At 31.8% G+C, this 12589-nt stretch carries 12 protein-coding genes; 5 read left to right on the plus strand and 7 right to left on the minus strand.

Annotated elements, in window-relative coordinates; translation table 11 throughout:
- Positions 1 to 51: 51 nt before the first annotated feature.
- Entirely contained in the window at positions 52 to 891 is an 840-nt protein-coding gene (locus FG167_RS16315; RefSeq protein WP_203459274.1) for an alpha/beta hydrolase, read from the minus strand.
- A 5-nt stretch (positions 892 to 896) separates the two neighbouring features.
- Entirely contained in the window at positions 897 to 2204 is a 1308-nt protein-coding gene (gene pabB / locus FG167_RS16320) for an aminodeoxychorismate synthase component I (RefSeq protein ID WP_203459275.1), read from the minus strand.
- An 80-nt stretch (positions 2205 to 2284) separates the two neighbouring features.
- Here pabB and FG167_RS16325 point away from each other — a divergent pair, with 80 nt between their 5' ends.
- The 3 genes from FG167_RS16325 to FG167_RS16335 all read left to right on the plus strand — a co-directional run bounded on the left by FG167_RS16325 (position 2285) and on the right by FG167_RS16335 (position 5326).
- Positions 2285 to 3175 carry an aldose 1-epimerase family protein gene (locus tag FG167_RS16325; RefSeq protein ID WP_203459276.1) on the plus strand — a complete coding sequence of 297 codons (891 nt, stop codon included), beginning with the start codon at positions 2285 to 2287 and terminating at the stop codon, positions 3173 to 3175.
- A gap of 40 nt (positions 3176 to 3215) precedes the next feature.
- Positions 3216 to 4580, plus strand: coding sequence for a DEAD/DEAH box helicase (locus FG167_RS16330; protein ID WP_203459277.1), 1365 nt, complete (start codon positions 3216 to 3218; stop codon positions 4578 to 4580).
- A gap of 155 nt (positions 4581 to 4735) precedes the next feature.
- The gene (locus FG167_RS16335) at positions 4736 to 5326 is read left to right on the plus strand and encodes a hypothetical protein (RefSeq protein WP_203459278.1); all 591 of its coding nucleotides are present in this window, start codon (positions 4736 to 4738) and stop codon (positions 5324 to 5326) included.
- A 63-nt stretch (positions 5327 to 5389) separates the two neighbouring features.
- Here FG167_RS16335 and FG167_RS16340 read toward each other — a convergent pair whose 3' ends face one another.
- Both FG167_RS16340 and FG167_RS16345 read right to left on the minus strand, forming a co-directional pair.
- Positions 5390 to 5770 carry a MotA/TolQ/ExbB proton channel family protein gene (locus FG167_RS16340; RefSeq protein WP_203459279.1) on the minus strand — a complete coding sequence of 127 codons (381 nt, stop codon included), beginning with the start codon at positions 5768 to 5770 and terminating at the stop codon, positions 5390 to 5392.
- Positions 5771 to 5894: 124 nt separating this feature from the next.
- Positions 5895 to 7214, minus strand: coding sequence for a serine hydrolase (locus FG167_RS16345; RefSeq protein WP_203459280.1), 1320 nt, complete (start codon positions 7212 to 7214; stop codon positions 5895 to 5897).
- Positions 7215 to 7592: 378 nt separating this feature from the next.
- Here FG167_RS16345 and FG167_RS16350 point away from each other — a divergent pair, with 378 nt between their 5' ends.
- Both FG167_RS16350 and FG167_RS16355 read left to right on the plus strand, forming a co-directional pair.
- Positions 7593 to 8645 (plus strand): sensor histidine kinase, encoded by a 1053-nt coding sequence (locus FG167_RS16350; RefSeq protein WP_203459281.1) that lies wholly within the window; start codon positions 7593 to 7595, stop codon positions 8643 to 8645.
- Entirely contained in the window at positions 8646 to 9362 is a 717-nt protein-coding gene (locus tag FG167_RS16355; protein ID WP_239004414.1) for a LytTR family DNA-binding domain-containing protein, read from the plus strand.
- An 88-nt stretch (positions 9363 to 9450) separates the two neighbouring features.
- Here the strand turns inward: FG167_RS16355 and lpdA are convergent, their stop codons facing one another.
- The 3 genes from lpdA to FG167_RS16370 all read right to left on the minus strand — a co-directional run bounded on the left by lpdA (position 9451) and on the right by FG167_RS16370 (position 12568).
- Positions 9451 to 10848: a dihydrolipoyl dehydrogenase gene (gene lpdA, locus FG167_RS16360; protein WP_203459282.1), complete on the minus strand. Its 1398-nt coding sequence runs from the start codon at positions 10846 to 10848 to the stop codon at positions 9451 to 9453.
- A gap of 269 nt (positions 10849 to 11117) precedes the next feature.
- Positions 11118 to 11888 carry a LuxR C-terminal-related transcriptional regulator gene (locus FG167_RS16365; RefSeq protein ID WP_203459283.1) on the minus strand — a complete coding sequence of 257 codons (771 nt, stop codon included), beginning with the start codon at positions 11886 to 11888 and terminating at the stop codon, positions 11118 to 11120.
- Positions 11889 to 11941: 53 nt separating this feature from the next.
- Complete coding sequence (locus FG167_RS16370) at positions 11942 to 12568, minus strand: CPBP family intramembrane glutamic endopeptidase (RefSeq protein WP_203459284.1); 627 nt, start codon at positions 12566 to 12568, stop codon at positions 11942 to 11944.
- Positions 12569 to 12589 lie beyond the last annotated feature (21 nt).

A 12589-nucleotide genomic window follows, 5' to 3' on the forward strand; every position in this document is an offset into this window, starting at 1 on the left:
TTCCACAAATTTAAACATTTAACTTTTGACTTCCGAAGTATTCTTTTTCTCTTATCCTATTTCATGAATCAACTTAGCATCTAACCATGCAATTATGGTCTCCATTAATTCTTCTTTACAAAAATCATAATGCAGTTCATGATAACCGTCCTCAAAAAGCTTCAAATCTGCTTTTGGTGTATTATCGGTAAAAGCTTTGGAAGCTTCCCAACTCGTAATTTTATCTCCAGTACCATGACAAACTAGCATTGGAAGATTTAAGGTATTGGCATTTGCAATAGCATATTCGCCTGCATCAAAAACAGGAAAAGAATACATTGGACTAATTTTATCGTGGACTAACGGATCGTTTTGATACCGTACTACTTCCGCTTTATCTCTAGAAATACCTGAAGCATCCAACTCACTTGGCAAGGTAATACCTGGTAGAATATTGAGCATAAAACGCCCTAAAGACACTTTCCATTTTGGTGGATTGAATGCTAGGCGTAACAACGGACTAGTAGCAACTACCGCTTTAATTTGCGATGGATTTTTTAATGCATAATTTATCACCACATTTCCTCCCATACTATGTCCGTAAACAAAAACAGGCAGGTTTGGATTGCGTCTTTTAGCTTCTAAAACAGCGGTATGTAAACTATCTAATAACAACTGGTAATTAGAAACATGTCCGCGTTTCCCTTCTGTTTTACCATGCCCTATTTGATCATACGCCAAAACCGCGTAATTATTTGCTGTTAGTTTTGGGATAACAAAAGGTTTATAACGGCCTAAATGTTCGCCCATACCGTGTAACAAAACTACGGTTGCTTTTGGGTTTTCTGGTTGCCAATATTCGGCATGTAAAACCTGTTTTTCAATTGTTAACGGAAATGTATTATGTACCATATAAATTAATTTTCTAGAACCTCACGCATTGCTTTTGCCTTCAATAAACATTCTTCATATTCTTTTAAAGGAACACTTTTGGCCGTTATTGCTCCACCAACAGAATATGAAACATATTTATTGGTTTCATTGTACAATATACTGCGAATAATCACATTAAAGTCGAAATTCCCTTTTGGCGAAAAATACCCAACGGCACCAGAATACACACCACGTTTGGTTTCTTCTAAGTCTTCTATAATTTGCATTGCTGAAATTTTTGGTGCTCCAGTCATGCTTCCCATTGGGAAAGTAGTTTGAATAATATCTACAGGATGTGTGTCTTTTTTTACTTTGGAAACTACCGTAGAAATCATTTGATGTACTTGATCAAACGAATATATTTTACACAGTTCTTTGACTTGAACGCTTCCTTTTTTTGCAGTTTTAGACAAGTCGTTACGGACTAAATCTACAATCATTATGTTTTCGCTTCGTTCTTTATCGTCATGCTTTAATTCATATTTTAAAGCTTGATCTTCATTGTGATTGGCGCTTCGTTTTGCAGTTCCTTTTATAGGTTGCGAAACAATATTGTTGCCCTTCTTTTTAATATATCTTTCTGGCGAAGCACTCAGTAAATATTTATCATTACACTTTAAAAAAGTAGCAAAAGGTGCTTGCGAAATAGCGTTGAGTTTATTGTAGGTTTCTAGCGGATTGATTTCTGTTTCTTCGGCATAGAATTCTTGACAAAAATTAGCTTCGTAAATATCTCCTCGATAGATATGTGCAAGCATTTTATCCAACTTACGGAAGTATTCGTCTTTGTGGATTCTTAGTTTAATTTTGACAACTTCATCATCCTTAGCACTTCGACTGCGCTCCGTGTGACATTCGGTTAAAGAATGAATCTCTTTTAAATCTTCTTCCAATTCATCATCTACCGCGTTTAGATATTTAATCTTTACCGTATTTCCTTTAATTAAAAATATTTTTTTGGGTTGAAAAAAGCACAAATCCGGAAACTGTAATCCGTCAAAATTAGCAGACTCTAATTCCTCTGCATCATTTTTAAGATCGTAGGTTAAATAGCCAAAAATCCAATCGTTGGTTATGGATTGATATTCCTTCAGCTTCACAAAACCACTGGTATAATCGGTTTGTATACTAGTAAAAGCATCTACAGCTAAAACAGCATCATAATTGGAGTATTTTGATGTATGACTATTAGAGTCTAGCCAAACTACATCATCAAATTGCTGACTCCATAACAACAACTGTTGCTTGAAGGTTTCTATCGACTTTGGTTTATGTTTTGTTGTTGTTCTCAATAAAAAAATATTACGTGTAAAGTTAATGAGAATAGTTAAAAAATAATATCTTTTCGGGATTAGATTAAATCCTTTCTTAAATGTATCAGATATCCAACGAGTTACTACAGATTGCTATTAAAAAAATTGGCGCAGAACTTTGCGAAATTTCTTCCGTAAAGAACAACACCCAATTTATGTGGGACGCAAACCCTAATATTTGGGGAAGCTTTGCTCCTAACCTATTTCCTGTAATTGGTGCTTTAAAAAATAATACATACATTTTTGAAGGCAAAACCTATCCCATGCCAAAACATGGTTTTATTAGGCATAATACGGATATAAAATGCATTAAAGAAACGAAAAACAGCCTTGCTTTTCAGCTTACATACAATGACACGCTACTGAAAATGTATCCGTTTAGATGCAGCTATACCATAAGTTATACTTTAGAAAACAACCAATTAATAGTGCATCATGAAATTTGTAATCTCGATACAAAGGCGATGTATTTTAATCTTGGTGGACATCCAGCTTTTAAATGTCCGGTATATAAAGACGAAAAATATACGGATTACAGCCTTCTGTTTGAACATACCGAAACCGCGGAAACCTATGTATTAAATACCGAAAATGGTTTGATTTCTAATCGTACAAAACCTGTTTTTAATGGCACCAACGCCATACCTTTAGATTATAATTTATTTAACAAAGACGCACTTATTTTTAAAGATTTAAAATCTAGAAAAGTAACACTAAACAGTAAAACAAAAGGACCTATTTTAACGGTAACACACACCGATTTCCCACATTTAGGGATTTGGGCAAAACCAAATGCCGACTATGTTTGTATAGAACCTTGGATAGGTTATGCAGATACCGAAACCACAAACCAAGATATAACCGCTAAAGAAGGCATTATGAAGCTAGATGCAAACGGTATTTTTAAAGCGAAATACACCATAGAAATACATAAAGCGCATTTAGTGTAATTAATATATAAGTAGTAGCTTTGCAGCTTATAACAAAACCATGAGTACTTTTCAAGATTTAAATTTAAACACACCTTTATACAACGCTTTAGATGATTTAGGTTTTACCATTCCTACACCTATTCAAGCAGAAGCCTTTAATGTGGTTTCTAGCGGAAAGGATATGGTTGGTATCGCACAAACAGGAACAGGAAAAACCTTTGCCTACATGTTGCCAATACTAAAAAACTTGTCTTATTCTAGACAAGAAAACCCTAGAGTTTTAGTTTTAGTACCAACTAGAGAATTGGTTGTACAAGTTGTGGATGAAATTGAAAAGCTTTCTAAATACATAAACAATCGTGTTTTAGGTGTTTATGGAGGAACGAATATTAACACCCAAAAGCAGGCTATTGCCGAAGGAATTGATATTCTTGTTGCTACTCCTGGTAGAATGTACGATTTGGCTTTATCTAGAGTTTTACAGTTAAAATCGATACAGAAATTAGTAATTGATGAAGTAGATGTGATGTTAGATTTAGGTTTTAGACATCAGCTTATTAATATTTTTGATATCCTTCCAGAAAAAAGACAGAACATTATGTTTTCTGCAACTATGACGGAAGATGTTAGTGAACTTATTAATGATTTCTTTATCCAACCAGAACGCGTTTCTATTGCTGTTTCTGGTACACCGTTAGATAATATTGCACAAACAAAATATACGACACCTAACTTTCATACCAAACTGAATCTATTAAAACACTTGCTTCAAGATACTGAAACATATAATAAAGTTTTAATTTTTGTGGCTTATAAGAAAATGGCCGATCGTTTGTTTGAAGCTTTAGACGAAGAGTTTCATGAAGAACTTTGTGTGATTCACTCGAACAAAACACAAAACTACAGGTTGCGAAGTATTGAGCAATTTAGAGAAGGTTTTAATCGGATTTTGGTCGCAACAGATGTAATGGCTCGTGGATTAGATATTGATAATGTAAGTCATGTTATCAATTTTGATACGCCAGATTTCCCTGAAAACTACATGCATAGAATTGGTAGAACTGGTCGTGCAGAACGTGAAGGACAATCTATTATTTTTACTACGGAAAAAGAGCAAGATTCTTTAGAAACTATCGAAGAATTAATGCAAATGGAAATTCCGCATTTAGCCATTCCTGATGAAGTAGTTATTTCTGATGAATTAATAGAAGAAGAAAGACCACAAATAAAAGAACGTAACAATCCGCACAAACGTTTAAAAGACGAGGATGCTCCAGGACCTGCTTTCCATGAAAAATCGGAAAAAAATTCGAAAGAAAACTTAGGTGGTTCGTACAAATTTAAAATTGCCGCGAAGTATAAAAAGCCTAAAACGCGTGGGGATAAAAATTACCAAAAGCATAATAAGAATAAGAAGCGTTAGAGTTATTGGCTGTTAGCAATTTAAAAATTTTATTTCAACTTCATTTTTAATTTCAACTTCATAAAACAGATGTAACTCATCGAAAATAGTTCTGTTTCAGAATAAAAAAAATAATTTTTCGTTAGATTTATGGAAGCACCATAAATAAATTGTCCATGTCTACTGCTATTTTTAATTTATTTCCTAACCTAGAACCTTTTCATCATGACACCCATTATGAAGATTTGTTTTTAAATCAGCATTGGGTTTTAGTAAATGGCATTACCAATAAAAAAGCGGTTTATGTTTTTAAAGATGAAAACACACTTCACATTATAGAAAACGAAAACACTTCAGAAACTTCTTGGTGTATCGATGTAAAAAACACTTTTTCTATTGAAACTGAAGACGGAAAAACTACCGTAAAAGCATATTTTAAAGACGACGATATTTTAGTATTAAACAGAACACAAACAGACGATTGTGCAGTTTTTATAAACGAAGACCGTTGTTCGGAAATCTTAAATACTTTGGAAGACGTACAGCAATTTCTTCATGACAAATACAAGGAAAAAGCCGCCAGTTTAATATCAGATCACGAGTTTTACTATATTGAAAAAGCCGAAGAATTTGGTCCTTTTACCGTAGCACAACTTTCTGAAAAAGTAGAAAACAAAAAAATAAGCATCTTCTGTTTTGTTAGAGATGTTAATGAACACAATTACAATAAACGCCTTCGTATTCGAGATTTATTAAGGGAATTATAAAATTCTTTTCATTTTAAATACCTACAAGGTTAAAAAAGCCTTGCAGGATATTTTATAATATAATTATTCTTTTTGCAATGCTCTTAAAAGAAGAATTCCAATTCTAGCAATAATAAAAGTTAGTAACCCAAATAGCGCTGTTAATAAAGACACTTTTAATCCTCCAGCAAAAACCGCTGGATCTGCATTTCCCATTGCTTCTAAAGAATCGAAAGCCGAAATTAATCCGAAAACAGAAGCAAAAAAGCCAATTACCAATCCAAGAAGACTACTATCTGTTGCTAGTTTTAGCATCTTTTTGGAAACAGCATTATTCTTCTTTAGATCCACAAATCCTTTAATTAAAAAGAAAATAGAAAGTAATAAACAGATTAGTATTAAGGTCATCATAAAGAATCCTCCTTCTTCAAAACGATCTGCAATTTGAATGGTTAAAAATTTCATAAGTATTCGATTTATAATTAATGATGTGACAAACATAGTTTCATTTTTTAGTTTAAAAATTAAAATGCGATAGATAACCAATTTAGCTCCGTAAACAACCGAAGCTAAAATAGCCACTTCTTCTCTATCCTTTTTTAAAGCATTTTTTTGGTGTTTCGCCAGACTGATTAAACAATAAGGTTTGTTCTTTTACATTAAATTTTAAGACCACACCTAAATCTAATTCAAACTCATTTTCACTAGTTGCATTTAAAGTTTTTAAATCTCTTCCTTCTGGACCTCCTTGCAATGCTTCGCCATTGGACTTAAATACTAAATTAAATGGTAAACCTTCACAAGAATAAACACCTTCGAATTGTTTCAATTCCTTTTCTGTTAAACGAATAGTATTGAAATTGGGAATAAATAATGCTTCCTCTTGCATAGTTGCCATCGCATTAAACATAATTGGCATTAATCCGAAATCTAAAGCATTCGCGGTAAAAGCAATTGCGGTTTTAGTTGCAGGAATATACATCACCATGGACTTAAAAGAATCAATGGATCCATTGTGTGCAAAAATGGTTTGTCCGCCTTTTTCTGCACTCATAATACCGCTTCCATATTCGTCTTTAATAGTCGTCATCTTTTCAAAACTCTTTTTGGACATCAGTTTATTATTAAACAATGCGTCCATAAAAACCACTAAATCCTCAGTATTAGAAACCATTGCTCCTGCACCACCTGGATTACTTAAATGTGCTTGATTTGCTTCGTGCAAAGAAGCATCGTCTTCGTAATAATAAGAAAGTGCCTCATTATTTTTCGGATGAATTACATCGCCATAATAGGTGTTTTTCAATTGCAATTTATCTGTAATTCGTTTTTTTAGAATCGTTTTATAGTTCTCATCTTCGATACTTTCTAAAATATATCCGAGCAAAATATAGTTGGTATTACTGTATTCATTTTTTTCGTTTGGCTGAAAATCGACAGCATGTGATTTAATTAAATCTAGCATTTCGTTTTTCGTAATCGGGTTATGTTCGTTAAAATTCTCATCTCTAGGAATATTAAACAATCCGCTACTATGATTTAGCATATTAGCAATTGTAATTTTTGAAGCATTTGGAATTTCAGGAAAGTAATTCGACAGTTTTTCCTCTAGTTTTATTTTTCCTTCATCTACAAATTGAAAAATCATAACCGCTGTAAATGTCTTTGTTACCGAGCCAATTCTAAATTTAGAAGCGATGGTATTTGGTGTTTTTTCATCTGAAGTAATAGATTGATACCCTAACGAATTATGGTAAACGGATTTCCCGTCTTTTAAAATCGATAAACTTCCCATGAGTTTATTATTTCCATGAAGGACTTCTAAAAATTGATCTAACTGTTTGAAATTTTGCGCTTTAGAGCTATTAAAAACTACAATAAATAGAAGTAGAATAAGTATTTTTTTCATTGGTGCGGTTTTAAATTAAACATGCTACAAACCTAAATAAGAAAGACCTACAATAATTTTATTTGCGACGAACGACCTGTTTAGCAATTAATACAACCTCCATGTTAAAACAAGTACTAAATCTGTTATTCGTCTACAAAAAATATAATCGCGCAAAAAATATAGTATTATTGTAAATTACAAAGACTGTATGTTTTTATATAAAATAATATGCATTATTAAGTTCGAGTAATTTGGGATATAAAAATCGTTTACAAGAATTACTATTTAAAATAAATTACTAATTCTCGATACAAATTTCATGTTCGAAAAAACATGAAATCCACTCGAATTGACAAAATGTAAACCAAAAAGACAACGGATAAATTAAACCACTAGATGTTTACCAAAAAAGACATTTTAAATAAAATAGGACAAATTACACTTCACATCCTTTTCTGGGGTGTTGTACTCTTGTTTTTTACTTATTTTTTTGGTGTTGGTAGTAAAAACTATGAAGAGACCTTAACGTTTTCGTTATTTCTATTACCAATAACCATAGCAACAACCTATGTTTCCATATACAAACTAATACCAGATTATCTAGTCACCAAACGGTATTTCCGATTTGTTTTATACAGCGTCTACACCATAATTATTTCGGGATATTTAATTATGGTTTCCGTTTTTTTTAGTCTGATATATGTATCCAATTTTAAATATGCGGATATGAATCCGTTAACGAGGAATATTATTTTAATTACCACAGCAGTTTACATCGTGGTGGTATTGGTTAGTGCTTTTAAATTATTAAAATTAAATTTGAAACATGCCGAAAAAACAAAAGCATTAGAAACTAAAATACTAGATAGTCAGCTAAAACTAAAAGAACAAGAATTGCACTATTTAAAAATGCAAATTCATCCACATTTTTTGTTTAACACCTTAAATACCATGTATGGTTTTGCTTTAAAAAAAGCAGATGAAACACCAGAAATGATATTAAAGCTTTCTAATTTATTAGATTACTTACTGTATCAAGTAGATAAACCTTTTGTGCTTTTAGCAGATGAAATAAATCATATAAAAGATTATATCGCTTTAGAAAAAATGCGCTTTAATAAGACACTAGATATTACTTTTAATAGTGAAGGGATTAACGAAACCACTAAAATAGCCCCTATGCTTTTGCTTCCGTTTATAGAAAATAGTTTTAAACATGGAAGCATAAAAAATGGCGTTCTAAAAATTGAAATTGATTTAGCTACCACTCCAGAAAACATTCTTTTTTCCATTAAAAACACAAGCGCTACTCCCGAAAACGCGAATAAAGGCATCGGTTTGCAAAACATAAAAAAAAGATTAGATTTACTGTATAAGAATAAATACGACTTAGAAATTGATGCTTCAGAAAACTTTTTTAAAGTAGCTTTAAAACTAAATAACGACTAATTGCAAGATCAAAAAAACATACACTGCCTGATTGTAGACGACGAAGCTATTGCTCGAGAAATTATAGCTACGCATCTTTCTAAAATCGACAATATAAACATTGTCGCAAGTTGCAGTAATGCGATGGAAGCCTTTAATGTAATTAGCAATCACACTATCGATTTGGTTTTTCTGGATATTAATATGCCAGAGATTTCTGGAATCTCTTTTGCGAAATCGATAAACAAAGACATTAAGATTATTTTCACCACGGCTTATAGAGATTATGCCGTAGAAGGTTTTGAATTACAGGCTGTAGATTATCTATTAAAACCTATTCCGTTTGAACGTTTATTAAAAGCGGTAAACACCTATTTTGAAGTGTATAGTACTACGAAAGTAGAGACAGCAAAAGAAATGGAAACAGCCGATTTTATGTTTGTGCGTTCCGATAGACGTATGCTTAAAGTAGACTTTGAAGCCATCCTTTATGTAGAAAGTTATAGTGACTATATAAAGATTCACTTAGAAAACGAAACTATAGTTACTCGTGAAACGATAAGTGCTATTGAAGCAAAGTTACCTTCGAATACATTTTTACGAATCCACAGATCGTTTATCGTTTCGTTACATAATATCACTTCATTTACCAATGAGCATGTTACTATAAAGGACAAATCCTTACCAATAAGTAGAAGCTACAAAAAGGATGTTTTAGCGTTGTTGGAAAAGTACTAGAAAAATAAAAACGACCAACTTAAATTACTTTTTGTAATTAAGTTGGTCGTTTTCTATAATGAAATTCCTGCCTTCGTAGGAATTTTTTTTAGATATGTAAAGCTCTATCATTAGCTGCTAACGCTGCTTCTTTTATTGCTTCTGTAAATGTTGGATGTGCATGAGACATACGCGATACATCTTCCGCAGATGCTCTGTATTCCATAGCTACAACTGCTTCTGCAATCATATCTGCAGCACGTGCACCAACCATGTGTACTCCTAAAATTTCGTCTGTAGACTTATCTGCAAGAATTTTTACAAATCCGTCTAAATCCATACTCGCTCTACTTCTACCTAAAGCACGCATTGGAAATTGACCTACTTTATAATCTACTCCTGCTTCTTTTAATTGCTCTTCTGTTTTACCAACAGAAGCTACTTCTGGCCATGTATACACAATACCAGGAATTAAGTTATAATCGATATGTGGTTTTTGTCCGGCTAAAGTTTCTGCAACAAAAACACCTTCTTCTTCCGATTTATGTGCAAGCATTGCTCCTTTTATAACATCACCAATAGCGTAAATATTAGAAGTGCTAGTTTGTAAATGCTCATTTACTTCTACTTTACCTCTTTCGGTTAATTTTACTCCAGCAGCTTCTACATTTAATCCTTCTGTATAGGCATGACGTCCAACAGAAACTAAAACATAATCTCCTATAAAAGTTACTTCTTCTCCTTTTTTGTTATCTGCTTTCACAATAACTTCATCTCCTTTTCTCTCTACAGATTTTACTTTATGCGAAGTATTAATCTTAAATTTCTGCTTCTTTAAAACTTTGTTTAATTCTTTAGAAATACCAGAATCCATTGTAGGAAGGATTCTATCCATATATTCTACAACCGTTACTTCTGCACCTAATCTTTTATATACTTGACCAAGTTCTAAACCAATAACACCACCACCAATTACGATTAAATGCTTTGGAATTTCTTTAAGTTTTAAAGCTTCGGTAGAAGTGATTACGCGTTCTTTATCTAATTTTATAAATGGTAATGTTGAAGGCTTAGATCCTGTTGCTATAATCGTATTTTTAGCTTCAATCTCTGTTGTTTCTTCACCAGTAATGGTAATATGTGTTGCATCTTTAAAGCTTCCCACACCAACATAAACATCGATCTTATTTTTCTTCATTAAGAAATCAATTCCACCAGTAGTTTGGTCTACAACAGATTGCTTTCTTGCAATCATTTGCTTTAAATTCACTTTTATTTCTCCCGGAATATCGATACCATGTTCTTCAAAATGTTTGACAGCATCTTCGTAATGATGTGAAGAATCTAAAAGTGCTTTACTTGGTATACAACCAACATTTAAACAGGTTCCTCCAAGTGTAGAATATTTTTCGATAATTGCAGTTTTCATTCCTAATTGTGCGCAACGTATTGCTGCTACATATCCTCCAGGTCCTGAACCTATTATTGCTACATCGTATTTACTCATAATAATTTCTTTTTATATTTAAAAGATTTCCACTTTCGCGGAAACTAAAGCAAAAGTACAACATTGATTTATGAATTGCGAATTACAATTAATGAAATTTAGAAGAATACTTTTTTAAAGGAAGAATAATAAAAAGCCTACTCAATAATTCAAAAAAAACTTTTTGAAAAGAATAGGCTTATTTATAAAAACTGATTAATAGCAATACAAATTACTTAGAATTACGAATGAATTACAATACTCAATTTGAGTAATTTGTAAGAAAAACGTTAAATTAAATTTTTATTTGTTTTTAGCATTCCGATTAGTTCTCCTGTGGAAGATATGTTTAACTTTTTCAGAATGTTTCTTCTATGCGTATCTACAGTATGGGAGCTAATATTTAATTTTTCTGAAATTTGTTTACTGGTATGATTTTGCACCAATAACCGAACAACATCGCGTTCTCTTTTACTTATTCCGCCTTCTAGAAATTTTTGAGAATGGTTATTAAAGTATATCGTTTCGTATTCATTTTGATAATTTAATAGCTTTGCTGAAGCTGTAATTTGCATTTTTATACTAGGATCTAAAACCGTGTAATGTGCTAAACCGATAATGGGTTTCATATCAGAATCGAAAGCTAAAGGTGTTGTATTTTGAACAATGTTTACATAGTCGCCTTTGGCATTTTTTAATCTATAATTCCACGTGTAATTTGCGTGTTGTCTTTTATCTGCAGGTATTTCACCAATAGTAAACTCCATTAAACTATTTAAAGCACTCAACCAGATATCAATATCTTCCGGATGAATTCTACTCCAAAAATAACGCATTCCTTTTGCTTTTAAATCATTTGTATCTAAGCCTAAACAGGAATTAAAATTCTTACTTATATATTCAAAAGTAAGATCTTGGGTATTGGTAATGCAGAAAAAAGTAGAACTATAAGGTAGATAAAAATCTAAATCTATAATTTTTTGAATATGCGTCTCTAAGGATGGCGTGTCATAAGACTCGAAAATAGATTTATAAAATTGTTTGATTTGCGCGTATTTCATAAAAAAGCAATTTGTAGGCATTTAGAAACATAAAGCAATTTAAAAAAAAAATCCTAACTAGGAAAACCAAGCATTTCTCCCATTCCAACAGTAAATAACCAACAACCATAAATAGCATGCTCTATAGTAACTAAAAGTGTAGATTTAGATTTGTTATAGGTTATGGCAAAAAGTATTCCTCCTAAAAAAGTCATGATTAAGACTAAAATATTTTTAAAAAATAAATGTGCTAATGAAAAAACAATGGCATTTACTAAAAAGAGCACAACATCACTTTTAAATAATTTTTGATACCGCTGAAAATAAAAAGTACGATATAACAACTCTTGTGGATATACCGAAAAAACACTGTAAAGGAACAAGATTCCAAGCCATAAAAAAGGCTTATTTATCACCACATTAAAAAGACTTTCTTTACTTGTAAACCAAACAAATACTATGGTGATAATCGCTATTATTAACAACTTTAGCAAAGTCATTTTCCAAAAGTGTTTCCAGTTTAAATTTGGGTTTATTTTAAATTTATTCTTCTCTACTTTAAGTAAAATATAAAGTACATAACCAAAACCAATACATCCCAATCCAAGCTTCAAATAAACAGGATATGAAAAAGCATAACTAACCGGAAGTAGTATAAAAATAATAAAGAATTCTATGTATCTATAAAGGTTAGCTTGCATAATTTTAGGTATAAAAAATAG

It is taken from the genome of Lacinutrix sp. WUR7, assembly GCF_016864015.1.
GTDB lineage: Bacteria > Bacteroidota > Bacteroidia > Flavobacteriales > Flavobacteriaceae > Oceanihabitans.

What these genes read in the sequence shown, in the direction of transcription:
- FG167_RS16340 (WP_203459279.1), bottom strand. Translation starts at nt 5,770, where the DNA reads ATGAAATTTTTAACCATTCAAATTGCAGATCGTTTTGAAGAAGGAGGA.
- FG167_RS16325 (WP_203459276.1), top strand. Translation starts at nt 2,285, where the DNA reads ATGTATCAGATATCCAACGAGTTACTACAGATTGCTATTAAAAAAATT.
- FG167_RS16335 (WP_203459278.1), top strand. Translation starts at nt 4,736, where the DNA reads ATGTCTACTGCTATTTTTAATTTATTTCCTAACCTAGAACCTTTTCAT.
- FG167_RS16315 (WP_203459274.1), bottom strand. Translation starts at nt 891, where the DNA reads ATGGTACATAATACATTTCCGTTAACAATTGAAAAACAGGTTTTACAT.
- FG167_RS16370 (WP_203459284.1), bottom strand. Translation starts at nt 12,568, where the DNA reads ATGCAAGCTAACCTTTATAGATACATAGAATTCTTTATTATTTTTATA.
- FG167_RS16330 (WP_203459277.1), top strand. Translation starts at nt 3,216, where the DNA reads ATGAGTACTTTTCAAGATTTAAATTTAAACACACCTTTATACAACGCT.
- FG167_RS16350 (WP_203459281.1), top strand. Translation starts at nt 7,593, where the DNA reads ATGTTTACCAAAAAAGACATTTTAAATAAAATAGGACAAATTACACTT.
- FG167_RS16345 (WP_203459280.1), bottom strand. Translation starts at nt 7,214, where the DNA reads ATGAAAAAAATACTTATTCTACTTCTATTTATTGTAGTTTTTAATAGC.
- lpdA (WP_203459282.1), bottom strand. Translation starts at nt 10,848, where the DNA reads ATGAGTAAATACGATGTAGCAATAATAGGTTCAGGACCTGGAGGATAT.
- FG167_RS16365 (WP_203459283.1), bottom strand. Translation starts at nt 11,888, where the DNA reads ATGAAATACGCGCAAATCAAACAATTTTATAAATCTATTTTCGAGTCT.